The organism is Reyranella sp. (genome assembly GCF_004297405.1).
In the GTDB taxonomy this organism is placed as follows: Bacteria; Pseudomonadota; Alphaproteobacteria; order Reyranellales; family Reyranellaceae; genus Reyranella.
This window is the reverse complement of sequence record NZ_SCVC01000032.1, coordinates 142,671-166,731: the sequence shown is the minus strand read 5'-3', so window position 1 is coordinate 166,731 and position 24,061 is coordinate 142,671. Positions and strand designations below refer to the sequence as shown.

Sequence of the window (24,061 nt, the reverse complement as noted above, 5' to 3'; positions counted from 1 at the left end):
AACGGGAGAAGTTTGCAATGTTCAACAGACGGTCTCTGATGGCGGGTGGCCTGGCGATGGCTACCGCGTCGTCACTGGCCCGCGTCGCGAATGCCCAGGCTGGGCGTCCGACGCTGGTGTTCGTCGGCCACGAACTCTGAGGTGGCTGCAAGATCTGGCGTGCCCAGTCCGAGCCTGAACTCCTCAAGTCCGACGCCTTCAAGAAACTCGACTATCAAGTCGTTCACCCGGCCAATGCCGACCTGGTCATGGTCGAGGCAAGCTGGCCTGCCGCGGCGCGCCCTGTCCGGGAGGTGTTCCTGGCAAGCGACGAAGGCAAGAGCCGGCCAAACGCCACGCCGCGCTTCATTCTCTACAAGGACGGCAAGATCCTCCTGACCGTGACCGGCAATGCCGGCTGGAAGGACAAGATGTGGCCCGCCCTGCAGGAAGTGACGGGCACCAAGGCCTGATTTGGTTGTATAATCTCCCCGGGGAGTTGTTCTCGGGGAGATTCTGTTGATGCTGAAGAGACGCAAGCTGGTCGCGGGCGGTGTGATGCTCGCGGCCCTACCGTCGTTTGCGCGTGTTGCGTCGGCGCAGGCGGCCGGCAAGCCGATCCTGATCTTCGCCGGCGACGAGACGTCGGAAGCCTGCAAGGTCTGGCGCACGCAATGGGAACCCCTCTTCAAGCAGGCCCCCGTTTTCCAGAAAGTGGACTACCGGGTCGTCTTCACCCGAACCCCCGCCCTGCTGATGAAACCCGCGAACTGGCCGTCGGACCTGCGCTGGGTGCTCGACGCCTTCCTGATGAGCCAGGTCGGCGTGGAACAGGGCGCCGAGACGCCGCGTTTCTTCCTGATCCAGGGCGGGCAGATCACCATGACCGCGGTCGGCAACAATGCCTGGCGCGACATCATGTGGCCGACCCTGCTGGATGTGACCAACTCGAAGCCGTAGACTCCGGAGGGCAAGATCGGAGGCTCTCGATGGCCAATGACCTCTTCCGCCGCCAGCTCCGCGCCTATGCCTCGGTCCATCGCGACTGGCGCAACAAGGCAACGCACTTCGTCGGCATTCCTCTCATCGTCTTCTCGCTGCTGCTGATCCTGTCGCTGTGGCGCTTTGAGTTGGGTGGCCGCGTATGGACACTGTCGCTCGCCATCGCGATTCTAGCGGTGCTGGGCTGGATGGCGCTCGATCTCGGTGTCGGCGTCCTTATGGGCATCATCATGGCGCCAGCCTGGTACGCTGCCGAAGCACTCGCCGGCGCATTGGGTTCGACGTCAGCCGTGTGGGCAGCCTTCGCCGTTCTGTTCGTTGGCGGTTGGATACTGCAGTTCCTCGGTCATCACTATGAAGGCAAGCGGCCGGCACTGATCGACAATATCTTCCAGGGCTTCATCGGGCCGATGTTCCTGGTTGCCGAAACGTTGGTGGTGTTGGGCCAGCGCAGTGATCTCGCAGAGGCCATGGGAGAAGGTAACGTCACGGCGCGGTGAGCAGGGTTGATTTGCGGCTTCTGTGTCTCGCGGCCATGACAGCAGGGCCGATACGAGACCAGGCGATGCAGGAGTGAGTCGAATGTTGATCAAGCGCAAGCAAGGCTGGGAACTGCCGGAAGCCGCGGTGACACCCGAAGGTCGCTATCTGCAGCGCCGCGAACTGGTGCGCGCCATGGGACTCGGCGCGGCAGCACTGGCGTTGCCGGGCGCCGCTTTCGCCCAGGGCAAGGCAGCCGATCCGTCGGCTGGCCTTTATCCCGCGAAGCGCAACGACAAGTACGGCGTGCCGACGCCGATGACGGCCGAGAAGCAAGCCACCACCTACAATAATTTCTACGAGTTCGGCACCGACAAGAGCATCTGGCGCGACGCCCAGAAGCTCGAGGTCAGGCCCTGGACGATCAAGGTCGGTGGCATGGTCGAGAAGCCGTTCGAGATCGGCATCGACGATCTTCTGGCCAAAGTGCAGCTCGAGGAGCGCGTCTATCGCCATCGCTGCGTCGAGACCTGGTCGATGATCGTGCCGTGGAGCGGCTTCCCAGTGCGCTCGCTGGTCGACGTCTGCAAGCCGCTCGGCAGTGCCAAGTTCATTGTCATGAAGACGCTCAGCAAGCCGTCGGTAATGCCCGAGCAACGCGATCTTCTTTATCCTTGGCCTTACACTGAAGGGCTGGCGATGGACGAGGCGATGAACGATCTCGCCTTCATCGCGACGGGGCTCTACGGCAAGCCGATCCACAAGCAGAATGGCGCGCCGCTGCGCCTCGTGGCGCCGTGGAAGTATGGCTTCAAGAACGTGAAGTCGATCGTCAGCGTCGACTTTACCGACAAGAAGCCCGTTTCGTTCTGGGAGAAGCTGCAGTCCAGCGAGTATGGCTTCTGGGCGAACGTGAACCCGCAGGTCCCGCATCCGCGCTGGAGCCAGGCCACCGAGAAGCCGCTCGGCAGCAACGAGCGCATCCCGACCCTGCTCTACAACGGCTACGCCGAGTTCGTGGCCGGCCTCTACACCGACCGCAAGGCGGAAAAGCTCTTCATGTAGCCACCTCCCCGGGGTGAGGGTTACCCTCACCTTTGCCTGGGCGTGTCGGGCCGGTAAAACGGAGATCGACCCGTCAGGGCTGGTGGAGGAAACGTGAAAATCAATCGTCGTACGACCCTCGCCGGTGCAGCCGCACTGGCGACCGCGCCACTTTCCAAAGTGGCTTTCGCCCAGGCGTTTCCCAACAAGCCGATCAAGATCGTGGTGCCCTTCGCGGCCGGCAGCGCCACCGACCTCACGGCGCGCGGGCTCGGTGCCAAGCTGCAGGACATCCTCAAGCAGCCGATCGTGATCGACAACAAGCCCGGGGCCAGCGGCCAGCTCGGCGCCGCCGCCGTCGCGACCGCCCCGGCCGACGGCTACACGCTGTTGATGGGCACCAACACCACGAACGCCGCCAACGGCGCGCTGTTCAAGAAGCTCAGCTACGACATCGAGAAGGACTTCGCGCCGATCATACGCTGCGTGATGGGCGTCAACGCGCTGGTCGTGAACAACGACCTGCCTGTGAAGACCGTCGCCGAGCTGATCGACTATGCCAAGAAGAACCCCGGCAAGCTCAACTACGCCGAGGCCAGCGCCTCGCAGCGCCTTTCCGGCGAGATGTTCAACAAGCTGGCCGGCGTGAAGATCGAGCGCGTGCCCTACAAGGCGAGCCCGCAGGCGCTGGGCGATGTTGCAGCGGGCCAGGTGCAGGTCATGTTCCCCGACCTGCCGCAGGCGCTGACGCAGATCGAAGCCGGCCGCGTGCGCGGCTTGGCCACCACCGGCCCCAAGCGTACCTCGGTCACGCCCAACCTGCCGGCGATCGCCGAGACAGTGCCGGGCTATTCGCTGGTCTATTGGCTGGCCGTCTTCGCGCCGGCGGCCACCCCCAAGGATGTACAGAAGGCTCTGGCCGATGCCATCGGCGAGGCGCTGAAGGACCCTGCCACGGCCAAGGCCATGACCCAGGGCCGCATGGAAATAGCGCCGCTCGCGCTCGACCAGTTCGCCGACTACGTGAAGAGCGAGACGGCTTGGTGGACCAAGGAGATCAAGGCGGCAGGCATCGAACCAGAGTAACGGGCCGGAGTGAGCGTCATGAGCAAGGTCATCATCGAGAAGAACGGCCCGGTCAAAACCATCTGGATGAACCGGCCAGAGAAGCGCAATGCCCTCGATAGCGAGCTGCTGCAGGCCATGATCGATGCATTCCGTGCACCGGTGGCGCCTGAGGATCGCGTCGTCATGATTCGCGGCAAGGGCGATGTGTTCTGCGCCGGCCTCGACATGGCCGAGCGCCGCGAGACGATCGGCTCGGGCAGCGCCAGCGGCATCGAAGTCATGCTGCGGGCCATCGAGCTTTGCCCGCTGCCCGTCGTGGCCGTGGTGCAGGGCGACGCCATCGCCGGCGGCAACGAGCTTGCGCTCCACTGCGACCTCGTCGTGGCGAGCCAGAAGGCGCGCTTCGGCATGTCGCTGGCGCAGGTCGGCCTCGCGCCCAACTGGTTCCTGGCCAAGAAGCTGATGGAAGTGCTGGGCCCGGTCACGACCCGCGAGATGCTGCTGCTGGGCGATCCCCTGCCCTCGACCAAGCTGCACGCGCTGGGCCTGATCGCGCGTTGCGTCCCGGCCGCCGAGCTCGAAGCGGAGGCCAAGAAGGTGATCGACCGCCTGGCCGCCAATGCACCGCTGTCGCTGAAAGCCATGAAGGCGTTGACGGTGAAGCAGCTCGAATTCCGCGACGGCATCAAGCACGACGACGTCGATGCGCTGGTGCAGGCGGCGATGAAGAGCCAGGACGCGCAGGAAGGCATGAAGGCGCGGCTCGAGAAGCGCACCGCGAAGTTCCAGGGCCGCTAAGCCCGTGTCGATCCGGCTTCGCCTCGACAAGCCCTGGCGGCCACTCGTCGCCGAGGAGATCGCCCGCCTGCCCGGCCAGCTCGGCATCTACCAGATCGCCGATGCCAAGGGTGAGATCCTCTATATTGGTCAGGCCGGTGCGCGCTCACCCTTCGGCCTGCGCAGCGAGTTGCAGCGCGAGCTGACCGAGCGCGGCGCCGGCTGCCAGTTCCGCGTCGAAGTGAACATGCAATACCGCTCGCGCTGGTTCGAACTGCTGATGGTCCACAAGGCCGACCACGGCACCCTGCCGCCCGACAACGCCAAGAACCCGCCGCCCAATCTCGGACGGCTCAGTCCTGCCTGAAGAGGCCACCCAAAGAGGCCAGTAGATGGATTTCGAACCGAACTCCGAACAGCAGATGCTGATCGACCAGGTCAGGCGCTATGTGCGGGAAGAGATCATCCCGCTCGAAGCCAAGCTCGACCCGGATGCATCGGAGCTGGCGCCGGAAGATCACGCGAGGCTGGTCGAGAAGACCAAGGCGATGGGCCTGTTCGGTATCGACATTCCCAAGGAGTTCGGCGGGCCAGATATCGATATCGTGACGCGCACGCTGCTCGCCATCGAGATGGCGCAGCATCGTGCCGGTCTCTACGTGCCTTGCTACGGCACGTTCGGCGGCGCCGGCCTCGCCCAGATCTTCGAAGCCAACGACGACCAGAAGGAGCGTTACCTCTACCCGACCTTGCGTGGCGAGAAGAAAGCCTTCTTTGGCCTGACCGAGCCATCGGGCGGCAGCGATCCGGCGCGCGCCATCCAGACCAAGGCCGAGCGCAAGGACAATGGCTGGGTGCTGAACGGCGCCAAGATCTTCATCTCCAACGCCGATCGGGCGCAGTACGGCATCGTCTTTGCCCGCACCGACGCCTCGAAGGGCCGCGCCGGCATTACCTGCTTCATTGTCGATTCCGACACGCCGGGCTTCCATGTGCGAAGGGTGGTGCACACGCTGCGCTCCTCGCACTACGCCACCGAGCTCGAATTCAAGGATTGCTGGGTCTCCGATCATCAGGTGCTGGGCGAGGTCAACAAGGGTTTCGCCGTCGCCAACGACCGGCTGACCCGCCAGCGCATCCCCTACGCCGCGGGCTGCATTGGCGTCGCCATCGCCGCCCACGAGATGGCCATCGAATGGGCGAAGATGCGCACGACCTTCGGCGAGAAGCTCGCCAATCGCCAGGCCGTGCAGTGGATGCTGGTCGACAACGAGATCGACATCCGAACGGCCCGTCACTTCACGCTCGAAGCCGCCGAGAAGGCGCGGCAGGGCGTGCCGTTCCGCACGGAAGCCGCCATCGCCAAGCTGACCGCGTCGGAAGGCGGCGGTCGCGTCGTCGACCGCGCGATGCAGATCCATGGCGGCATGGGCATGACCAAAGATCTGCCACTCGAACGCTGGTATCGTGAAATGCGCATCCGTCGCGTCGGCGAGGGGCCGAGCGAAGTGCAACGCATGGTGATCGCGCGCGAAATCCTGGGAAGCAATCTGCGATGAGCACACCTCAAGGCCCGCTGGCTGGCATCACGGTCGTCGAATTCGGCCAGAACCTCGCCGGTCCCTACTGCGGCCAGATCCTGGCCTTCCTCGGCGCCGAGGTGATCAAGGTCGAACGGCCCGAAGGCGACGATGCGCGCAAATGGGGCCCTCCGTTCATCGAGGGAGACGCGACGGGTTTCATCGCGCTCAATCGCGGCAAGAAGTCGATCACCTGCGATCTCGCCGATCCCAAGCAGCGCGAGGCGTTGATCGAACGCATCGGCTCGGCCGATGTCTTCGTGCACAATCTACGGGCCGACGTGCCGGCCAAGTTCGGCTTCGACGGGGCCACCCTCACCAAGCGCTTTCCACGTCTGATCTACGCCGATCTCGGCGCGTTCGGTCACGCCGGTCCATGGAAAGAGCGGCCCGGCTACGAGCCGATCATCCAGGCGGTCGCGGGTCTCATCTCCTTGAACGGCGATCCGACCGGACCCGAGGCGCGCATTGGCGTGTCGATCATCGACCTCTCGACCGGCATGTGGACGGCGATCGGTGTGCTGGCGGCGCTGGCCAAGCGCACCGCGACCGGCCAGGGCAGCCTGGTCAACACCTCGCTGTTCGAGAGCGGCCTGATGTGGGCCTCGAACCATGTCGCCGGTTGGTCGGTGACCGGCCGGATGCCGCCTCGTCAGGGAACCGGCCATCCCTCACTGACACCCTACCAGGCGTTCGAGTGCAGCGACGGGCCGCTGATGATCTGTCCCGGCAACGACCGGCTGTGGCGCAAGTTCGCCGAGGCGCTGGGCCATCCCGAATGGCCGGACGAAGAGCGATTCAAGACCAATGTGCAGCGCTCGGAGCGACGTGAGCTGCTGCTCGGCCTGATCGCCGACATCATGAAGACGGAAAGCCGCGCCCACTGGTCGGCCAAGCTCGACGCCCTGGGAGTCCCCAATGGGCCGTTGAATTCGGTGCCGCAGGTGATGGAGCTGGCGCAGGTCGCCGCTCTCGGCATGTTCGCCCAGCCCTACGCCGGCTCGAATGCCCTCTTCCACGGCCTGCCGCTCAGCATCGATGGCGAGCGCGCCGGCGGCACCGAGAAGGCGCCCAAGATCGGCGAGCACAACGGGAAAATCTAGCCGGCGAAGCTCAGGCAGTAATCCCGCACCTGATCGAGCGGGATACGGGCGTGGCTCTGGACGATAATGAACTTACCGCCAGGGTCGTTGCCGTTGGGCAGCCGCACGAGACGCTCGAAATCGTCGGCGCCCCAGACGCAGGACCGTTCGGAGAAGAGGTGAACGTCTGACGAATAGCAGGTGTCCCACTCGGCGTGATAGTCGAACAGCGTGCCGTTGATCTCGGCCGCACTGGTGTAGAGCGAGTACTCTGTCCAGGCGGTGTTGAAGGGCGACCGCAGCTTCCACCAGACCAGCGCCGACAGCGGGTCGAGATAGCGGCCACGAAGGCGCTCCAGCGTCTGCGCCGCCAGATCTCCGTGCAGGATGTTCGGCGTCACCGACAGTCCATGCGACTTGGGATCGTAGGGAACACCGATGACCTTGGACGCCTGCTGCCACCAGCCGTGATGGCGCTTGGGTTCCCAGCGCGACAGTGCGCGATTGTGCTCCAGAAAGGTCTGGGAATCGAAGTCGCCGACGCAGCAGACGTCGGAATCGAGCGTCAGGTAGCCGCCGAAGCCCAGCAAGGTCGGCACGTGCAGCTTCAGGACTTGCTGACGGTACCAGCCGGTCAACAGGTAGAACGGACTGAAAACCGGGAAGAAGTCGCTTTCGGGCCGGACCGACACTTCGATGTTGGGGAACCGCGGCAGGTTCTGGCGCAGGAGGCTGGCGTCGCGCTTCGGGGAAATGATCAGCAGTTCGAACGGCTTGCTGTCGCGCCAATGTTTGGCGAGCGATTCGATGAGAAGGCCGGCACGCTCCAAATCGCCCCGGCGCTGGATATTGCGCAGGGCCAAAGGAAGGATGCCTTGGCGAATCTCAGAGAACATTGGTTCGTTTCGTGCCTGAAGCTACATATGGTTAGCGGTCGCAGCCACATCAATTGGTGGCTTTTGCCTTAAACACCCCCAATCAGCGGCACTTCGCCCCACGATAAACTTGGCTGAATCGCAGGTGCCGTGACCCAAAAAAGACGCCGGGCACGAAGGCCCGGCGAGTCAAACAGGGAGGCTTCACGTCTGGGAGACGTGGGATCATGAGGATCCCGAGTTTCGAACGCGATCAGCCGAAACCTTTCGTGTCGAAGACCTGCCTCTAAAGTAGGCTTCGGTAGTGAGATTGGTAGAGGTGAAGTATTGGACACTGGCATGCGAGAGACGCATGCCTTTCACTTGATCTGCATTCCTGCAGATCTCGCCTCTCAAAATCGTGTCTCTGCGACCTTTCGCAGAAGGAAATCGCGGAACACGGCGATGCGCTTGGAATGCCGCAGCTCCTCCGGGTAGGTGAAATACACATCGGTCGTACGGACATTGAGGTCCGGCAGCAGCATTTCGAGCTTGGTCGACTCGCGGGCGAGATAGTCCGGCAGCGAGGCGATCCCCAGCCCGGATTCGACGGCGCGGAAGATGCCGTAAACGTTGTTCACCCGCAGCACGACGGTGCGGCCCGTCTGGTCGAGATTGCCCTCGCGCAGCAGCCAGTTCACGTCCTGCACCGGCGAACGCGCATCCTCGCCGAAAATGATCAGGCGGTGCTGATCGAGCTCCTCGATGGTCGCGGGCTTGCCGTACTTCTGCACATACCCGTGCGAGGCATAGACGTGGCTTCGCACGGTGAGCAGATGGCGCTGCACGAGACCCGGCTGGCGCGGCATGACCATGCGGATCGCCACATCGGCCTCGCGCATACCGAGGTCGAGCTCGTTGTCCGAGAGCACGAGGCTGACGTCGATCTCGGGATAGAGCGCGATGAACTCGTGCATCTGGGCGGTGAGCCAGGTCGAGCCGAAGCCGATCGTCGTGGTGATCTTGAGCCGGCCGGCCGGCTTGTCCTGATTGGCGCGCAGCAACGCCTCGGCCGTGTTGACCTTGGCAGCCATGTCACGCGCCGTGCGGTAGAGCAGCTCGCCCTGCTCCGTGAGGATCAGACCACGGGCATGGCGATGGAACAGCATGACGCCGAGCTGCTCCTCGAGCGCGCCGATCTGGCGCGAGATCGCCGACTGGCTGAGCTTCAATGCCTCGCCGGCATGCGTGAAGCTGCCGGCATCTGCCACGGCCTGGAAGATCCGCAGCTTGTCCCAGTCCATTTCCATGCCTCCCCTGCCTCTCCGCGCGGCCTATTCGGCGGCCTGCGCGAGCCGTGCCTCCTGTGTTGCCAGCCATTTCTCGGCTTCGAGCGCTGCCATGCAGCCCGTACCGGCGGCTGTCACGGCCTGACGGAAAATCTTGTCCTGCACGTCACCGGCCGCGTAGACGCCTTCCACATCAGTCGCCGTCGAATCGGGCCTGGTGATCAGATAACCTTCGCTGTCCATCGCGAGCTTGCCCTTGAACAGCTCCGTGTTGGGCGAGTGCCCAATGGCGATGAACACGCCGTCGGTGGCAAGTTCGCGCTCCGCGCCTGTCTTCACGTTGCGCACACGCACGCCCTTGACCAGCGGCGCTGGCGACGCCTCGCCGGTGATTTCCTCGACCGTGTGATCCCACAGCACCGTCACCTTGGGATTCTTGAACAGGCGGTCCTGCAGGATCTTCTCGGCACGGAAGCTGTCGCGGCGATGGATCAAGGTCACCTTCGACGCATGGTGCGTCAGGTAAAGCGCTTCCTCGACCGCCGTATTGCCGCCGCCGACCACCACCACTTCCTTGCCGCGGAAGAAGAAGCCGTCGCAGGTCGCGCACGCCGAGACGCCGCCGCCGCGGAAGGTCTGTTCGCTGGGCAGGCCGAGCCACTTGGCAGTCGCACCGGTGGCAATGACCAGCGCCTCCGCCTCGTAGCGATCACCCGAATCGCCGGTGCACACGAACGGCCGGCGCGACAGGTCGACCTCGACGATGGTGTCAAAGAAAAGCTGCGTGCCGACATGCTCAGCCTGCTTCTGCATCTGTTCCATCAACCAGGGACCCTGGATGACGTCGGCAAAGCCCGGATAGTTCTCAACATCGGTCGTGATGGTGAGCTGACCGCCGGGCTGAATGCCCTGGACGAGCATCGGCTTCAGGCTGGCGCGCGCGGCATAAATCGCCGCCGTATAGCCCGCCGGCCCGGAACCCAGGATCATTACCTTACTATGATGAGTTGCTGCCATGTGCGCCCCGCATCCCGCCAACCGCATATCTTCGACATATATGCAAACCTCGCCAGGGATGCACGGGTTGATGTCACTTTTGGGCGCAATTGTTCACAGAAGCCGAGCGAAATCTCGCAACTTTATTGCGCGCATGGCATGGTTCTGGCATAGACCGCGGCCAACGGAGGAAAACGATGGCTCGCGCAAAGCTCGATCGAATCGACCGGCGCATTTTAAGTGACCTGCAGTCCAACGGCCGCATGACCAACGTGGAGTTGGCGGAGCGCGCGGGAATTTCCGCACCTCCCTGTCTGCGTCGCGTCCGCGCCCTGGAACGGGCCGGCATCATCAAGGGCTACCATGCCGATCTCAGCCCCGAGGCGCTGGGCTATAGCGTGTCGGTGTTCGCCTTGGTGGGGTTGAGCAGCCAGGCCGAGACCGACCTCAAGGCCTTCGAAGAACTGATCGCCCACTGGGACGAGGTGCGCGAGTGCCACATGCTGGCCGGCGAGGCCGACTTCCTGCTGAAGATCGTGGCCGAGACATGGGACGAGTATCAGAAATTCCTGACCACGCGACTGACCTCGGCGCCCAATGTCAGCCACGTCAAAACCATGATGGTTTTCCGCACGGCCAAGCAGGTGCCGGGAGTGCCGATCTCGACCGAGTGAGCCGACGGGCAAACAGGACAGGCAACAGGAGGATGGGCCATGGATGGTAGCACGGCAGCCGATGTCACTCTGGACCGCCTGCACGAAATCGCCGACGCCTTCGCCCGCCGCGACGTCGACGGCATCGTCAATTCCTTCGCCGACGATGGCGAGTTCCGCAACGCCAAGGGCCCCGACTATTGGGGCCAGAGCTTCAAGGGCAAGGCGGCAATCCGCAGCTACTTCGAACCGCTGTTCGCCAACGCGGGCGACGTGAGGTGGCTCCACACCAGCGAGTTCATCTGCGGTAACCGCGCCGTCACCGAATGGCACCGCACGGCGACGCTGAAGAGTGGCGAGCGCCAGGAGTGGCTGGGCTGCGACCTCTATACCTTCCGCCGCGGCCTGATCGTCATGAAGGACACCTACATCAAGGTGGTCGCCTAACCGCCGCAAGGCCCTTGCGGCGAGCGGCGCGTACGCATAGCCTGCGTTAAATACACAGTGTTGTCACTAAGATAACACGGAGACCGCAGGTATGAAGAACCTCTTCCAAGCATCGCGCGTCCTGTTGCTCGACATGGCGTCGACGCTGTTGTTCCTCGGCGTCTACCTCGCGACCGACAACCTCTTCCTCGCGGTCGGGCTGGGCATGGCACTGGGGCTCGCCCAGATCGCCTGGCACCTCTTCCATCGGGAGCCCGTCGAAGCCCTGCAATGGCTGAGCGTGGTGATCATCCTAGCCTCGGGCACGGCGACCTTCTTCACCAGCGATCCGCTGTTCATCATGCTGAAGCCCACCATCATCTATGTCGTGGTCGGCGTAGTGATGCTGAAGCGCGGCTGGATGAACCGCTACCTGCCGCCGATCGCACAGGCGACCGTGCCCGATCTCGGCATCCGGTTCGGCTATATCTGGGCCGGGCTGATGTTCTTCTCGGCCGTGCTGAACATCGTTCTGGCGCTCGCCCTCGAACCCGCGAGCTGGGCCGCCGTCAAATCAGCATGGGCGATCGGTAGCAAGATCGCCCTGTTCCTGATCCAGTATGCCGTGATGAAGTCGACCGGCATCCGCCGCGCCAGGGCGGCGATGGCCGCCGCGGCCTGACCGGCGGCTCCGTCCGCTCTACTTGAACTGAACTGTGACGACTTCGTAGGACTTGGCACCCCGCGGCGTCTGAACCTCGACCGTATCGCCCACGGTCTTGCCGATCAGCGCCTTGCCGATGGGCGAGGTGACGGAGATGCGCCCCTTCGTCAGGTCGGCCTCGTAGGGCCCAACGATCTGGTACTTCACCTTCTCGTCGGTATCTTCGTCGGCCAGCCGGACGGTAGCGCCGAACTTCACGACCTTCCCCGTCAGCTTGGAGAAGTCGATCACTTCGGTACGCGAAATGATGTCCTCGAGCTCGGCAATGCGACCTTCGATAAAACCCTGCTTTTCGCGCGCAGACGTATACTCGGCATTCTCAGAGAGATCGCCGTGTTCGCGCGCCGCCGCGATCGCCTTGATGATCGCCGGGCGCTCCACGCTCTTCAGCACTTTCAGTTCGTCCTCGAGGCTCTTCAGCCCCTCGGCCGTCATCGGAACCCTTTCCATTGCCAAATCGTCCTTGATCAATCGTACGGCGTCAACGCCGAACGCAACCCGAACTGGGCTGCATTCTGCAAGTTGTCCGGAGGTTGAGAGGTCTAGAAAGTGGTCTTGAAGTAGGATTGCAGGGGTGCCACGTCGAGAGCCCCCTCCTTCAATGCGGCGATGCCTTCGACCGATGCCTTGGCGCCGGCGACGGTCGTGTAGTAGGCGATCTTGTGCATCAGCGCGGTGCGCCGCAGGGTGAAGCTGTCGGTCAAGGCACTCGCGCCGTCGACCGTGTTGAACACGAGCTGCACCTTGCCGTCCTTCATCAGATCGACGATGTGCGGCCGGCCCTCCAGCACTTTGTTCACGCGCTGGGCTTCGACGCCGTGCTTGCGCAGGAACTCAGCCGTCCCGCCGGTCGCCACCACCTTAAAGCCAAGCTCGGCCAGCCGCTTCATCGGCTTGACCATCGCCTGCTTGTCCTGGTCCTTGACCGAGACGAACACCACACCCTCGACCGGCACCTTGCTGCCGGCGCCGAGCTGCGACTTGGCGAATGCGCGGCCGAAATCCATGTCGAGGCCCATCACCTCACCGGTCGAACGCATCTCCGGCCCGAGCACGACGTCGACGCCGGGGAAACGCGCGAAGGGGAACACCGCTTCCTTCACCGCGATGTGCTTGCCCTTGGCCTTCTTGATGCCGAGCGACTTCAGCGGCTCGCCGGCCATCAGGCGGGCGGCGTACTTGGCGATAGGCTGGCCGGTCGCCTTGGCGACGAAGGGCACGGTGCGGCTGGCGCGCGGATTGACCTCGAGCACGTAGACGTCGCCGTCTTTGACAGCGTACTGCACGTTCATCAGGCCGACGACGCGAAGCGCCTTGGCCATCGCCTCGGTCTGGCGCTCGATTTCGGCCATGATCTTGGACGGCAGCGAGTAAGGCGGCAGCGAGCAGGCCGAATCGCCGGAGTGAATCCCGGCCTCCTCGATATGCTCCATGATGCCGGCGACGAAGACGTTCTGGTCCTTGTCGGCCAGCGCATCGACATCGACCTCGATGGCGTCACGCAGATAGGAGTCGATCAGCACCGGATTGGAGCCCGACACCTGCACGGCTTCGCGCATGTAGCGCTGCAACGCGGCGAGATCGTAGACGATCTGCATGGCACGGCCGCCCAGCACATAGGATGGCCGGATGACCACCGGATAGCCGATCCGTTCGGCGACAGCGATCGCCTGCTCCTGCGAGGTCGCGGTGCCGTTGTCGGGCTGGCGCAACTTCAGTTCGTGGATCAGCTTCTGGAAACGATCGCGATCCTCGGCAAGGTCGATCGCGTCGGGCGACGTGCCGAGGATCGGGATGCCGGCGGCCTCCAACGGCTTCGCCAGCTTGAGCGGCGTCTGGCCACCGAACTGAACGATCAGGCCCAGCAGCTCGCCGTTCCTGCGCTCGACTTCGACCAGCTCGATCACGTCCTCGGCCGTCAGCGGCTCGAAATAGAGGCGGTCGGCCGTGTCGTAGTCGGTCGAGACGGTTTCCGGGTTGCAGTTGACCATGATGGTCTCGTACCCGGCATCGCGCAGCGCATAGACGGCGTGCACGCAGCAATAGTCGAACTCGATACCCTGGCCGATACGGTTCGGCCCGCCGCCCAGGATGATGACCTTCTTACGGTCGGTCGGCTGTGCCTCGCACTCCGCAGGCCTCAGCCCGTCACCCTCGTAGCAGGAGTACAGATAGGGCGTGCGCGATTCGAACTCGGCGGCGCAGGTGTCGATGCGCTTGAACACCGGACGGACGTCGAGCGCGCGGCGCTTCTTCGCCACCTCGGCGGCGCTCTGCCCCGTCAGCTCGGCCAGCCGCTCGTCGGAGAAGCCCTTCTTCTTGAGGTCGAAGAACGCCTTGGCGTCGGTCGGCAGACCGTTCTTGCGGACGGCGGCTTCGACCTTCACGAGCTGTTCGATCTGGCGCAGGAACCACGGCTCGAACTTGGAGGCCTGGGCGATCTCCTCGACCGTGAGGCCATGGCGGAACGCCTGGGCGATCACCAGCACGCGGTCGGGCGTCGGCGTCGCCAGCGCGCCCACGATGGCGGACTTGTCGGGCGCACCCTTGATCTGGATCTCGTTGAGGCCGGTCAGGCCGGTTTCCATCGAGCGCAGCGCCTTTTGCAGCGACTCCTGGAAGGTCCGCCCGATCGACATCGCCTCGCCCACGCTCTTCATCGAGGTGGTGAGCAGCGCCTCGGCGCCCGGGAACTTCTCGAAGGCGAAGCGCGGGATCTTAGTGACGACATAGTCGATCGTCGGCTCGAACGAAGCGGGCGTCGTGCCGGTGATGTCGTTCAAAAGCTCGTCGAGCGTGTAGCCGACGGCCAGCCGCGCCGCGACCTTGGCGATCGGAAATCCGGTCGCCTTCGAAGCCAGCGCCGAGGACCGCGACACGCGCGGGTTCATCTCGATGACGACCATGCGGCCAGTCTGCGGGTCGACCGCGAACTGCACGTTCGAACCGCCGGTATCGACGCCGATCTCGCGCAGGCACGCGATCGAGGCGTCGCGCATGATCTGGTATTCTTTGTCGGTCAGCGTGAGCGCCGGCGCCACCGTGACCGAGTCGCCGGTGTGGATGCCCATCGGATCGACGTTCTCGATTGAGCAGATGATGATGCAGTTGTCGCGGCGGTCGCGCACGACCTCCATCTCGTATTCTTTCCAGCCGAGCACCGACTCCTCGACCAGCACCTCGCCGACCGGCGAGGCGTCGATACCGCCCTGCACGATGTCGAAATATTCGTCGCGGTTGTAGGCGATGCCGCCGCCGGTACCGCCGAGCGTGAAGGACGGGCGAATGATCGCCGGCAGGCCGACATGGTCGAGCGCGTTGACCGCTTCCTCGCGATTGTGCACGACCTCGCTCTTCGGGCATGTCAGCCCGATCTTGGTCATGGCCTCGCGGAACAGTAGCCGGTCCTCGGCCTTGTCGATGGCCTCGGCATTCGCGCCGATCAGCTCGACCTTGTACTTCTTCAGCCGGCCATCGCGATGCAGCGACATTGCGGTGTTGAGCGCCGTCTGGCCGCCCATGGTCGGCAGGATGGCGTCCGGCTTCTCCTTCTCGATGATCTTCGCCACCATGTCGGGCGTGATCGGCTCGATATAGGTCGCATCCGCCAGACCCGGATCGGTCATGATCGTGGCCGGGTTGGAGTTCACCAGGATGACGCGGTAGCCCTCGTCCTTCAGCGCCTTGCAGGCCTGCACGCCCGAATAGTCGAACTCGCAGGCTTGTCCGATCACGATCGGACCGGCGCCGATGACCAGGATGCTCTTGATGTCTGTGCGCTTGGGCATGATGTCTCTACTTGCCCTTGCTCTTGTCGATCATCTCGACGAAGCGGTCGAAGAGATAGTGACTGTCGGTCGGGCCGGGCGACGCCTCGGGATGGTACTGCACGGAGAAGGCTGGCTTGTCAGTGCAGCGAATGCCTTCGTTGATGCCGTCGAACAGCGAGACGTGAGTCACCTCGACGTTCTTGGGCAGCGATTCGGGGATCACGCAGAAGCCGTGGTTCTGCGAGGTGATCTCGACCTTGCCTGTCGTCAGGTCCTTGACCGGCTGGTTGGCGCCGCGATGGCCGCGCTCCATTTTGCGGGTCTTGCCGCCGAGCGTCAGCGCCAGGATCTGATGGCCGAGGCAGATGCCGAACAGCGGCACCTTCTTGTCGAGCACCGCCTGGATGGCCGGCGAGGCGTAGACGGCCGTGGCCGCCGGATCGCCCGGACCGTTGGACAGGAAAACACCGTCCGGCTTGTGGCGCAGGATGTCCTCCGCCGTCGCGGTCGCCGGCACCACCGTGACCTTGCAGCCGGTGTTGGCCAGGCAACGCAGGATGTTGCGCTTGGCGCCGTAGTCGACGGCAACGACATGGTACTTGGGCTTGTCGAGCTTGCCGTAGCCCTTGCCCAGCGCCCACTTGGTCTCGTTCCAATTGTAGGACTGCTTCGAGGTGACCTCGATGGCGAGGTCCATGCCGTCGAGTCCGGGCCAATCCTGGGCGATCTTGCGCATCGCCGGAATGTCGAACTTGCCGTCGGGGGCGTGGACCACGACGCCGTTGGGCGGGCCGCCGTCCCGGATGCGCCGCGTGATGGCGCGGGTGTCGACGTCGCACACACCGGGCAGATTGTGGCTCTTCAGCCAGTCCTCGAGCGGCTTGACCGAGCGCCAGTTCGCCGGCTCGGTGATGTCGCCCCGAATGACCACACCTCGAGCAGCCGGCGTGATCGTCTCAATATCCTCGAGATTGGTGCCGACATTTCCGATATGCGGAAATGTAAAGGTGATGATCTGCCCAGCGTAAGACGGATCGGTGATGATCTCCTGGTAGCCGGTCATCGAGGTATTGAAGCAGACTTCGCCGACCGCATGGCCGGCGGCCCCGACGCCCTTGCCCCAGAAAACCGTGCCGTCAGCCAGCACCAGCGCGGCCGTGGCCCAGCGCGGCACGGCGTCGGTCGCGCCTGCGGTCTTTGGAGGTGTCATGATGAATTTTTGCCCGTTCGTGAGGGCTCGCGCTTCGCCTTGGCCCTCCGTGGCCTTGGCGTCTGCGAACCGCGCGGGTTGTAACCAAGCGGTCGCAGAGGGTCAAGGTGTGGCCTGCTGCTAATTCACAAGCATTTTCAATAGCTTATTTGCTTTGCCAATAGCGTCGCAGGCGATTAGTTTCCGCTCTTCGACCCAATGGAACCGAAACAATGCTGCGCGACAAGCTGAACGACGCGATGAAGGATGCCATGCGCGCCCGCGACACCGCGGCGCTGGGCACGATTCGCCTGATCCTGGCCAAGCTCAAGGAAGTGGACATCGCCGCCCGCACCGAGGCGAACCGCGAGGGCGTCGCCGACGACCGGATCCTGTCGATGCTGCAGGGCATGATCAAACAGCGCAACGAATCGGTCGCACTGTACGAGAAGGGCAACCGCGCCGACCTGGCTGACAAGGAAAAAGCCGAGATCACTGTCATCGAGCGCTTCCTGCCACAGCAAATGGACGAAGCCGCTGTCGAGGCCGCCATCCGCGAAGCCATCGCGGCAACCGGCGCCGCGTCGATCAAGGACATGGGCAAGGTCGTAGGCCAGCTCAAAGCCAAGTATGCCGGCCAGATCGATTTCTCCAAGGCATCGGCTGCGGTGAAAAAGGCGCTGGGCGGCTGAACTGACGACAACCGGAGCTTCTCAGCCCCGGTAATGATCCCCGTTATCCCTTCTGGCGCGGCCGCCGACCGAGGGCCATCTTAGATGATGGCCTTCCCTCCAGGCTTCCTCGATGAATTGCGCGCGCGCCTCAGCATGTCCGACATCGTCGGACGCAAGGTCGTGCTGAAGCGCCGCTCGGGGTCGGAGTATGCTGGCCTCTGCCCGTTCCACAACGAGAAGACGCCGTCCTTCACGGTCAACGACAAGAAGGGCTTCTTCCACTGCTTCGGCTGCGGCGCGCATGGCGATGCCGTGGGCTTCGTGATGAAGACCGAAGGTCTTTCCTTCCCTGAGTCGGTCGAGAAGCTGGCCCGTGAGGTCGGCATGCCGGTGCCGCGCGCCACACCGGCTGAGCGCGAGCGGGTCGAGCGGGCGGCAACCCTGCAGCAGGTCGTCGAGCTGGCGGCACGCTGGTTCCAGACACAGCTGCGCCTACCGGTCGGACGCCACGGGCTCGACTATCTGCGCGGTCGTGGCCTCAGCGACCAGACGATCGACGACTTCCGGCTGGGCTTTGCGCCGGACTCGCGCGACGGGCTGATCGCGGCGCTGAAGCGCGAGAACGTGCCGATCGAAAAGATCGTCGAAGCGGGTCTTGCCATCCAACCGGACGATAACCGCGAGCCTTACGACCGCTTCCGCGGCCGCGTGATGTTCGTCATCAACGACCGCCGTGGCCGCGCCATCGCCTTCGGTGGTCGCGTCATGGGGACGGGCGAGCCCAAGTACCTCAATTCGCCGGAGACTCCGCTCTTCCACAAGGGCGCCAACCTCTATTGCCTTGACCGCGCACGCGAAGCGGCCACCAAGGATCAGCCGGTCATCGTGGCCGAAGGCTATATGGACGTGATCGCCCTGCACGGCGCGGGCTTTACGGGTTCGGTGGCGCCACTCGGCACGGCCTTGACCGAAGGCCAGCTCGGCGAGCTGTGGAAACTGGCCGACGAGCCCTACCTCTGCTTCGATGGCGACAATGCCGGCCGTCGCGCCGCCGCCCGCGCCGCCGAGCGGGCACTGCCGCTGCTGCGCGCTGGCAAGAGCCTGCGCTTTCTCGCGCTCCCGGCCGGCGAGGATCCCGACAGCCTGATCCGCTCGCGCGGCCCCGAGGCGGTGCGTCGCGTGCTCGATCTGGCGCGGCCGCTCTCCGATGTCGTCTGGGACATGGCGACAGAGAACAAGCCGATCGACACGCCCGAGCGCCGCGCCAGCTTGCAGCGCACCGTCGAGCAGCAGGTCGCCGAGATCGCCGACCCGGTCGTGCGGGACTTTTATCGCAACGAGATGCGCAGCCGGCTGAACCGCCTGCGCCGGCCGGATGCTCCCGCCTGGCAGCCGGGAGGCGGGCGCCGGCCCTTCCGCCGCCCAGGCGACCCACCACCACCACCCTTTGCCGCTGGCTCCGCCGCCCGGCGCTCGGGTAGCGACCTCGACGGTTCCCGCCAGGAGCGCGCACTCCTGGGCGCCCTGATCGAACGGCCGGCGATGTTGCACATCCTAGCGGAGGACTTGGCCCACCTGCCCATTGCCAGCCCGGAGCTGGCCCGCCTGCGCAGCGGCCTCCTCGATGCCCTGTCGCTGGTGCCGTCGGGCGTCGATCCGGCAGCAGATGAAGCTGTGGCCGGCGACCTCCCCCTTGAAGCGCAGCTGATCGAGGATCATTTGAAGCGTTCCGGGTTGGGGCGCGTGGCCGAAACGGCACAGGCCAAGGCCCGGGAAGTCTTCCGGGACGATCCGGCCGATGCCGACGGCTGGGTCAACCAATGGCGCCGAGCTGCCCGCCACCTGACCCAGCTCACGGCCGATCCGGAGGAACTGAAGCGGGCTGAGGAAGCCCTGGCGGAGGATCTGAGTGAGGAGAATTTGCGGCGGTTGCAGGCCATATTGGACCGCATGCGACGGGAAAGCGCAGACCACGGGCCAGGCTAGGCTGGATAGCTGGCTTGCGGCGGAATAAGGGACTTCCCCCTATCGCTGCTTGCGCTTAAGTCCCATATAGTAGAAGGGTAGTTTTGCGGGGTCGCCCTCCCCGCCTCCCCTTCTTGCAGCCAAATTCACGGCCAGACCGGCCGTTCTATCTGTTTGTCGCATCCAAGGATTAGTAATGGCGACCAAAACCGCAACCGTAGCCCAGCCTGAAGCCACTGACGCCCGCGAAGAGGGTCCCGACGCTCCCCTGCTCGATACGCTCGGAGCCGAACTCAAGAAGCTGGTTCAGAAAGGCAAGGAGCGAGGTTACATCACCTACGACGAGCTGAACGCCGCGCTGCCGCCAGACGAAGTGTCCTCTGAGCAGATCGAGGACACGATGGCGATGCTGTCCGAGGCAGGCGTCAATGTCGTCGAAGCCGAAGAGCAGGAAGACACCACCACCGCGCCGACCGAGCCCGCGAAGACCGCCGTGGTCGCCGCCGAGGCGACCGGCGAGGATGAAGAGCTCGGCCGCACCGACGATCCCGTCCGCATGTACCTGCGTGAGATGGGAAGCGTCGAGCTTCTGAGCCGCGAAGGCGAAATCGAGATCGCCAAGCGCATCGAGGCTGGCCAGGACAAGATGATCGGCGGCATCTGCGAAAGCCCCATGACGATCACGGCGCTGCTGCACTGGCGCGACGCGATCAACGAGGGCCGCATCCTGCTGCGCGACGTGATCGACCTCGAGGCGACGCAGGGCGGCGGCGCCCCCGGCGAGGGCAAGGGTATCATGCCGCCGGCAGCGGGCGCGCCGGGAGTACCGGGCGTTCCCATGGCTGCGCCGATGCCGCGTCCGGCAATGCCGAAGCTTGTGCGCCCGGCTGCGCCGCCACCGGCGGCGAACGGCGAGGGTGGCGGCGAGGCTGCCGCTCCGGCCGAAGGCGGTGAGGAAGACGATGAGAACGCGCTGTCGCTCTCGGCGCTCGAGGAGAAGCTCAAGCCCGAGGTCCTGCGCACCCTCACCAAGATCTATAAAGTCTACATGGAGATGTCGAAGGTCCAGAACCGGCGCCTGTCGACTCTCGCCCGCGGCCAGAAGCCGAGCACGGAATTCGAGAAGAGCTACGAGAAGCACCGCAAGAAGATCGTCGAGCTGGTGCGGACGGTGCATATCAATGCCAACCGCATCGAGCAGCTCAAGCTTTCGCTCTACGACCTCAACCGCAAGCTGATGCTGCTCGAAGGCAAGCTGCTGCGCCAAGCGGAGACCTTCCGCATCCCGCGCCAGGACTTCCTCGACAACTATCTCACTCACGAGATTGACCCCAACTGGCTCGAGAAGGTCGGCAAGTTGTCGGGCCGGGGCTGGAAGGACTTCGCCAAGAAGCGTGGCCCCGAAATCGAGAAGATCCGGGCCGAGATCAGGGAGATCTCGGATCACGCCGGCGCACCGATCTTCGAGTTCCGCCGCATGTGCAAGACCGTCCAGGACGGCGAGCGCGAGATGATGCGGGCGAAGAAGGAGATGATCGAGGCCAACCTGCGTCTCGTGATCTCGATCGCCAAGAAGTACACCAACCGCGGCCTGCAGTTCCTGGATCTCATCCAGGAAGGCAACATCGGTCTCATGAAGGCGGTCGACAAGTTCGAGTACCGCCGCGGCTACAAGTTCTCGACCTACGCCACTTGGTGGATTCGTCAGGCCATCACCCGCTCGATCGCCGACCAGGCACGCACCATCCGTATCCCGGTGCACATGATCGAGACGATCAACAAGCTGGTCCGCACCAGCCGCCAGATGCTGCACGAGATCGGCCGCGAGCCGCAGCCCGAGGAGCTGGCCGAGAAGCTCGGCATGCCGCTCGAGAAGGTGCGCAAGGTCCTGAAGATCGCCAAGGAGCCGATCAGCCTCGAGACGCCAATCGGCGACGAGGAGGATTCCCATCTCGGCGACTTCATCGAGGATAAGAACGCCGTGATCCCGCTCGAGGCGGCGATCCAGGGCAACCTGCGTGAGAGCACGACGCGGGTGCTGGCGACGCTGACGCCGCGCGAGGAGCGCGTGCTGCGCATGCGCTTCGGCATCGGCATGAACACCGACCACACGCTGGAAGAAGTCGGCCAGCAATTCTCGGTGACCCGCGAGCGTATCCGCCAGATCGAGGCCAAGGCACTGCGCAAGCTGAAGCATCCCAGCCGTTCGCGGATGCTGCGCTCCTTCCTCGACCAGGGCTGAGGATCGGCGTGGCGGGAGGCCTTCGTGAGTTCGCTGCGCGCGAACTCGCGGCAGACCGTATTGTCCACTTGGTCGGCGTCGCGCTCGGCGTCACCGGCGCCATAGCCATAATCGTCATCGCCGCCGTGATGCGGCGGCTGGATGACCTGCCGCCGATCCTGATCTACGCCATCGGCCTGCTCGCGATGCTGGGCTGTTCGGCAGCCTACAACATGTTTCACACCAGCCGCTGGCGGGACTGGCTACGCCGCTTCGACCATGCCGCGATCTTCGCCATGATCGCCGGGACCTATACGCCCTTCACCCTGCTCGGTCTCAAAGGCGCCTGGTCGATCGGTCTGACGGCAGTGATCTGGGCCGTAGCGGCGGCGGGAATTGCGATCAAGCTCTTGAAGCCAGACCGCATCGAGACAGTCTCGATCGGGCTTTATCTTGCTCTGGGCTGGATTGGCGTCGTGGCGGCCGGACCGTTCGTGGCGGCCTTCGATCCCGTCATTCTCAGCCTGCTGGCGGCCGGCGGCGTCCTCTATTCCTCAGGGGTCGTGTTTCACCTCTGGCATCGCCTGCCCTACCACAACGCGATCTGGCACGGCTTCGTGCTAGCCGCCGCAGCGGTCCACTACGCGGCCGTAGTCGGCGTTGTCGTGGAAGCCTGACGGCTCACTCGCGATCGGCGATCCGGACCAGTGACGGCAGCAATTCACTCACCGTAAGGTGGAGCTGGCGGACCTCCTCCAGCACCGCTGCGAGATTTTCCTGCACGGCTGCGCAGTGACGCGACGCTTCGTTGCGCACGTCATCCAGGCCGGGATCGATGCCATAGGGATGGCCGAGAGTCCGGCTGCATTCGGTCAGGACATGCAGGAGTGCCGTCGGCGCATCGGGCTTGCCGGCTGGATGCATGAAGTCGCGGGCGGCGTGTTCGATCCGTTCCAACGCCGTGACAAGGCCATCCACCTCCATAGGCGTCTCCTCGGTCATCAACGATATACAGTGATCAGGAAGATGCTGGCACCGCGCGGCGTCCAGCACAAGCCGCCTTCGGGGAAAAAGCGCGCTCTCATCCCATCCGGCTCGCGAGCCACGACGACTGGCTGCGCAGAAAGGCTTCCAGCCTCGCTTCATAGTCAGTGACGACAGCGTTCTTCACCGAGGGCCGCGCCGCCAGCGCTCGCCGCCAGACCTGGACTTTGGCAAGACCATTGAAGACGCCGAGATCGATGAAACGATCGAACACGTCGAAGTAGCGAAAGGCTGGCGCGAACACCGCGTCGACCAGGCCGAAATGCTGGCCGCCGAAATAGGGGCCGTCACCGAGCTCGGCTTCCAGGCGCTGGAACTTGTCGCGCAGCGCAACGATCTTGGCGTCGAAGGCCGCGCGATCGGGCGTCGTCTCGATCGTCCAGATATCGGCAAGGATCGAGGAGCCGACCTCCATCCAGGCGCGATGGCGGGCGCGAGCCAGCGGGTCGGCCGGATGCAGTGGCGGCGCCTGGGTATCTTCCAGGTACTCGACGATGACGGTGCTTTCGAACAGCACCTCATTGCCGACCTGCAGGAGCGGTACCATGCCCAGCGGCGACATTGCCTTGAACCAATCAGGCTTGAGGTCGAGATCGACGTCACGACGCTCGAACGGCACGCCCTTCTCGGCGAGCGCAATCGCTGCACGCTGCACATAGGGACAGAGATCGAAAGAAACCAGGGTCAGCATGGCGGTCTCCATAAATATGCAGTTGCATCTAAATAGGTTCGACATCTTCGTCCGTCAATGTTGATGCACCTGCATTTATCTATAATCTGTGCTCATGCCTCCCCCTTCCTCCTCGCCGTCCGAGTCGGTAGTACGCGCCTGGGCTCGCCTGGAGCGCGCCCATCGAGCCGCGCAAACCACCGTCGAAGCGCGCCTCAAGGAGGCAGGGCTGCCTGCGCTTGCCTGGTACGACGCCCTGCTCGAGCTGGAGCGCGCCGGGCCGGCCGGGTTGCGTCCCTTCGAACTGCAGCGCGAGATGCTCTTCGCCCAATACAATCTCTCGCGCCTGATCGATCGCCTGGCGGCAGCGGGCTATGTCACCCGCGCAGCAAGCGCGGAAGATGGCCGCGGCCAGGTCCTGACGATCACCCGGGAAGGCAAAGCGATACGGAAACGGATGTGGCCCGTATATGCCGCCGCCATCGAGGATGCGGTCGGCCGGCATCTCTCTTCGGTGGAAGCGGCGACGCTGGCCGATCTGCTTGGTCGGCTCTACAGTCGGCAGGCTTCGTGA

The 24,061-nt window shown here is 64.2% G+C and carries 26 protein-coding genes; 18 read left to right on the top strand and 8 right to left on the bottom strand.

Annotated features, from left to right (window positions below):
- The first annotated feature begins 17 nt into the window (after positions 1-17).
- The 10 genes from EPO50_RS20870 to EPO50_RS20825 all read left to right on the top strand — a co-directional run bounded on the left by EPO50_RS20870 (position 18) and on the right by EPO50_RS20825 (position 7,033).
- The gene (locus EPO50_RS20870) at positions 18-140 is read left to right on the top strand and encodes a hypothetical protein (protein WP_296347077.1); all 123 of its coding nucleotides are present in this window, start codon (positions 18-20) and stop codon (positions 138-140) included.
- A 108-nt stretch (positions 141-248) separates the two neighbouring features.
- Complete coding sequence (locus EPO50_RS20865) at positions 249-452, top strand: hypothetical protein (protein ID WP_296347076.1); 204 nt, start codon at positions 249-251, stop codon at positions 450-452.
- 49 nt (positions 453-501) lie between these two features.
- Positions 502-939 (top strand): hypothetical protein, encoded by a 438-nt coding sequence (locus tag EPO50_RS20860; protein ID WP_296347074.1) that lies wholly within the window; start codon positions 502-504, stop codon positions 937-939.
- Between the two features lie 29 nt (positions 940-968).
- Positions 969-1,481, top strand: a complete 513-nt coding sequence (locus EPO50_RS20855; protein WP_296347072.1) for a DUF962 domain-containing protein — start codon at positions 969-971, stop codon at positions 1,479-1,481.
- 82 nt (positions 1,482-1,563) lie between these two features.
- Positions 1,564-2,526, top strand: coding sequence for a protein-methionine-sulfoxide reductase catalytic subunit MsrP (msrP, locus tag EPO50_RS20850; protein WP_296347070.1), 963 nt, complete (start codon positions 1,564-1,566; stop codon positions 2,524-2,526).
- A gap of 93 nt (positions 2,527-2,619) precedes the next feature.
- Positions 2,620-3,591, top strand: a complete 972-nt coding sequence (locus EPO50_RS20845) for a tripartite tricarboxylate transporter substrate binding protein (protein ID WP_296347068.1) — start codon at positions 2,620-2,622, stop codon at positions 3,589-3,591.
- Positions 3,592-3,609: 18 nt separating this feature from the next.
- Complete coding sequence (locus tag EPO50_RS20840; protein ID WP_296347066.1) at positions 3,610-4,371, top strand: enoyl-CoA hydratase-related protein; 762 nt, start codon at positions 3,610-3,612, stop codon at positions 4,369-4,371.
- 4 nt (positions 4,372-4,375) lie between these two features.
- Positions 4,376-4,717 carry a hypothetical protein gene (locus EPO50_RS20835; RefSeq protein ID WP_296347065.1) on the top strand — a complete coding sequence of 114 codons (342 nt, stop codon included), beginning with the start codon at positions 4,376-4,378 and terminating at the stop codon, positions 4,715-4,717.
- Positions 4,718-4,742: 25 nt separating this feature from the next.
- Positions 4,743-5,909: an acyl-CoA dehydrogenase family protein gene (locus EPO50_RS20830; RefSeq protein ID WP_296347062.1), complete on the top strand. Its 1,167-nt coding sequence runs from the start codon at positions 4,743-4,745 to the stop codon at positions 5,907-5,909.
- Complete coding sequence (locus EPO50_RS20825) at positions 5,906-7,033, top strand: CaiB/BaiF CoA-transferase family protein (protein WP_296347060.1); 1,128 nt, start codon at positions 5,906-5,908, stop codon at positions 7,031-7,033. The genes EPO50_RS20830 and EPO50_RS20825 overlap by 4 nt, the downstream gene beginning before the upstream one ends.
- On the opposite strand, the gene EPO50_RS20820 is transcribed toward EPO50_RS20825, so the two are convergent.
- The 3 genes from EPO50_RS20820 to trxB form a co-directional block, all read right to left on the bottom strand.
- Positions 7,030-7,908, bottom strand: a complete 879-nt coding sequence (locus EPO50_RS20820; protein WP_296347058.1) for a DUF6492 family protein — start codon at positions 7,906-7,908, stop codon at positions 7,030-7,032. The genes EPO50_RS20825 and EPO50_RS20820 overlap by 4 nt on opposite strands.
- A gap of 371 nt (positions 7,909-8,279) precedes the next feature.
- Positions 8,280-9,170, bottom strand: coding sequence for a LysR family transcriptional regulator (locus tag EPO50_RS20815; RefSeq protein WP_296347056.1), 891 nt, complete (start codon positions 9,168-9,170; stop codon positions 8,280-8,282).
- Positions 9,171-9,200: 30 nt separating this feature from the next.
- Positions 9,201-10,172: a thioredoxin-disulfide reductase gene (trxB, locus tag EPO50_RS20810; protein WP_296347054.1), complete on the bottom strand. Its 972-nt coding sequence runs from the start codon at positions 10,170-10,172 to the stop codon at positions 9,201-9,203.
- A gap of 176 nt (positions 10,173-10,348) precedes the next feature.
- On the opposite strand from trxB, the gene EPO50_RS20805 reads away from it, so the two are divergent.
- The 3 genes from EPO50_RS20805 to EPO50_RS20795 all read left to right on the top strand — a co-directional run bounded on the left by EPO50_RS20805 (position 10,349) and on the right by EPO50_RS20795 (position 11,912).
- Positions 10,349-10,825, top strand: coding sequence for an Lrp/AsnC family transcriptional regulator (locus EPO50_RS20805; RefSeq protein ID WP_296347052.1), 477 nt, complete (start codon positions 10,349-10,351; stop codon positions 10,823-10,825).
- A gap of 39 nt (positions 10,826-10,864) precedes the next feature.
- Positions 10,865-11,251 (top strand): nuclear transport factor 2 family protein, encoded by a 387-nt coding sequence (locus tag EPO50_RS20800; protein WP_296347051.1) that lies wholly within the window; start codon positions 10,865-10,867, stop codon positions 11,249-11,251.
- Positions 11,252-11,342: 91 nt separating this feature from the next.
- Positions 11,343-11,912 (top strand): septation protein IspZ, encoded by a 570-nt coding sequence (locus tag EPO50_RS20795; protein WP_296347049.1) that lies wholly within the window; start codon positions 11,343-11,345, stop codon positions 11,910-11,912.
- A gap of 18 nt (positions 11,913-11,930) precedes the next feature.
- Here the strand turns inward: EPO50_RS20795 and greA are convergent, their stop codons facing one another.
- The 3 genes from greA to carA all read right to left on the bottom strand — a co-directional run bounded on the left by greA (position 11,931) and on the right by carA (position 16,934).
- The gene (greA, locus tag EPO50_RS20790) at positions 11,931-12,404 is read right to left on the bottom strand and encodes a transcription elongation factor GreA (protein WP_296347047.1); all 474 of its coding nucleotides are present in this window, start codon (positions 12,402-12,404) and stop codon (positions 11,931-11,933) included.
- A gap of 92 nt (positions 12,405-12,496) precedes the next feature.
- Complete coding sequence (gene carB / locus EPO50_RS20785) at positions 12,497-15,742, bottom strand: carbamoyl-phosphate synthase large subunit (protein WP_296347045.1); 3,246 nt, start codon at positions 15,740-15,742, stop codon at positions 12,497-12,499.
- A 7-nt stretch (positions 15,743-15,749) separates the two neighbouring features.
- The gene (carA, locus tag EPO50_RS20780; RefSeq protein ID WP_296347042.1) at positions 15,750-16,934 is read right to left on the bottom strand and encodes a glutamine-hydrolyzing carbamoyl-phosphate synthase small subunit; all 1,185 of its coding nucleotides are present in this window, start codon (positions 16,932-16,934) and stop codon (positions 15,750-15,752) included.
- Between the two features lie 212 nt (positions 16,935-17,146).
- On the opposite strand from carA, the gene EPO50_RS20775 reads away from it, so the two are divergent.
- From EPO50_RS20775 to EPO50_RS20760, 4 genes are all read left to right on the top strand, one after another.
- The gene (locus tag EPO50_RS20775) at positions 17,147-17,605 is read left to right on the top strand and encodes a GatB/YqeY domain-containing protein (RefSeq protein WP_296347040.1); all 459 of its coding nucleotides are present in this window, start codon (positions 17,147-17,149) and stop codon (positions 17,603-17,605) included.
- Between the two features lie 84 nt (positions 17,606-17,689).
- On the top strand, positions 17,690-19,573 hold the full coding sequence (gene dnaG, locus EPO50_RS20770) for a DNA primase (RefSeq protein WP_296347039.1): 1,884 nt from the start codon (positions 17,690-17,692) through the stop codon (positions 19,571-19,573).
- A 175-nt stretch (positions 19,574-19,748) separates the two neighbouring features.
- On the top strand, positions 19,749-21,794 hold the full coding sequence (rpoD, locus tag EPO50_RS20765) for an RNA polymerase sigma factor RpoD (protein WP_296347037.1): 2,046 nt from the start codon (positions 19,749-19,751) through the stop codon (positions 21,792-21,794).
- A gap of 8 nt (positions 21,795-21,802) precedes the next feature.
- Positions 21,803-22,450, top strand: a complete 648-nt coding sequence (locus tag EPO50_RS20760) for a hemolysin III family protein (RefSeq protein WP_296347035.1) — start codon at positions 21,803-21,805, stop codon at positions 22,448-22,450.
- Between the two features lie 4 nt (positions 22,451-22,454).
- On the opposite strand, the gene EPO50_RS20755 is transcribed toward EPO50_RS20760, so the two are convergent.
- Positions 22,455-22,757 carry a hypothetical protein gene (locus EPO50_RS20755; protein ID WP_296347033.1) on the bottom strand — a complete coding sequence of 101 codons (303 nt, stop codon included), beginning with the start codon at positions 22,755-22,757 and terminating at the stop codon, positions 22,455-22,457.
- A 97-nt stretch (positions 22,758-22,854) separates the two neighbouring features.
- Positions 22,855-23,520, bottom strand: a complete 666-nt coding sequence (locus tag EPO50_RS20750) for a glutathione S-transferase family protein (protein WP_296347031.1) — start codon at positions 23,518-23,520, stop codon at positions 22,855-22,857.
- 82 nt (positions 23,521-23,602) lie between these two features.
- On the opposite strand from EPO50_RS20750, the gene EPO50_RS20745 reads away from it, so the two are divergent.
- Positions 23,603-24,061 (top strand): MarR family transcriptional regulator, encoded by a 459-nt coding sequence (locus EPO50_RS20745; RefSeq protein WP_296347029.1) that lies wholly within the window; start codon positions 23,603-23,605, stop codon positions 24,059-24,061.

Excerpts from the sequence above, each read along its gene's own strand:
- EPO50_RS20870 (WP_296347077.1), top strand. The coding sequence starts at position 18 with ATGTTCAACAGACGGTCTCTGATGGCGGGTGGCCTGGCGATGGCTACC.
- EPO50_RS20865 (WP_296347076.1), top strand. The coding sequence starts at position 249 with ATGGTCGAGGCAAGCTGGCCTGCCGCGGCGCGCCCTGTCCGGGAGGTG.
- EPO50_RS20860 (WP_296347074.1), top strand. The coding sequence starts at position 502 with ATGCTGAAGAGACGCAAGCTGGTCGCGGGCGGTGTGATGCTCGCGGCC.
- EPO50_RS20855 (WP_296347072.1), top strand. The coding sequence starts at position 969 with ATGGCCAATGACCTCTTCCGCCGCCAGCTCCGCGCCTATGCCTCGGTC.
- msrP (WP_296347070.1), top strand. The coding sequence starts at position 1,564 with ATGTTGATCAAGCGCAAGCAAGGCTGGGAACTGCCGGAAGCCGCGGTG.
- EPO50_RS20840 (WP_296347066.1), top strand. The coding sequence starts at position 3,610 with ATGAGCAAGGTCATCATCGAGAAGAACGGCCCGGTCAAAACCATCTGG.
- EPO50_RS20830 (WP_296347062.1), top strand. The coding sequence starts at position 4,743 with ATGGATTTCGAACCGAACTCCGAACAGCAGATGCTGATCGACCAGGTC.
- EPO50_RS20825 (WP_296347060.1), top strand. The coding sequence starts at position 5,906 with ATGAGCACACCTCAAGGCCCGCTGGCTGGCATCACGGTCGTCGAATTC.
- EPO50_RS20820 (WP_296347058.1), bottom strand. The coding sequence starts at position 7,908 with ATGTTCTCTGAGATTCGCCAAGGCATCCTTCCTTTGGCCCTGCGCAAT.
- EPO50_RS20815 (WP_296347056.1), bottom strand. The coding sequence starts at position 9,170 with ATGGACTGGGACAAGCTGCGGATCTTCCAGGCCGTGGCAGATGCCGGC.
- trxB (WP_296347054.1), bottom strand. The coding sequence starts at position 10,172 with ATGGCAGCAACTCATCATAGTAAGGTAATGATCCTGGGTTCCGGGCCG.
- EPO50_RS20805 (WP_296347052.1), top strand. The coding sequence starts at position 10,349 with ATGGCTCGCGCAAAGCTCGATCGAATCGACCGGCGCATTTTAAGTGAC.
- EPO50_RS20800 (WP_296347051.1), top strand. The coding sequence starts at position 10,865 with ATGGATGGTAGCACGGCAGCCGATGTCACTCTGGACCGCCTGCACGAA.
- EPO50_RS20795 (WP_296347049.1), top strand. The coding sequence starts at position 11,343 with ATGAAGAACCTCTTCCAAGCATCGCGCGTCCTGTTGCTCGACATGGCG.
- greA (WP_296347047.1), bottom strand. The coding sequence starts at position 12,404 with ATGGAAAGGGTTCCGATGACGGCCGAGGGGCTGAAGAGCCTCGAGGAC.
- carB (WP_296347045.1), bottom strand. The coding sequence starts at position 15,742 with ATGCCCAAGCGCACAGACATCAAGAGCATCCTGGTCATCGGCGCCGGT.
- carA (WP_296347042.1), bottom strand. The coding sequence starts at position 16,934 with ATGACACCTCCAAAGACCGCAGGCGCGACCGACGCCGTGCCGCGCTGG.
- EPO50_RS20775 (WP_296347040.1), top strand. The coding sequence starts at position 17,147 with ATGCTGCGCGACAAGCTGAACGACGCGATGAAGGATGCCATGCGCGCC.
- dnaG (WP_296347039.1), top strand. The coding sequence starts at position 17,690 with ATGATGGCCTTCCCTCCAGGCTTCCTCGATGAATTGCGCGCGCGCCTC.
- rpoD (WP_296347037.1), top strand. The coding sequence starts at position 19,749 with ATGGCGACCAAAACCGCAACCGTAGCCCAGCCTGAAGCCACTGACGCC.
- EPO50_RS20755 (WP_296347033.1), bottom strand. The coding sequence starts at position 22,757 with ATGGAGGTGGATGGCCTTGTCACGGCGTTGGAACGGATCGAACACGCC.
- EPO50_RS20750 (WP_296347031.1), bottom strand. The coding sequence starts at position 23,520 with ATGGAGACCGCCATGCTGACCCTGGTTTCTTTCGATCTCTGTCCCTAT.
- EPO50_RS20745 (WP_296347029.1), top strand. The coding sequence starts at position 23,603 with ATGCCTCCCCCTTCCTCCTCGCCGTCCGAGTCGGTAGTACGCGCCTGG.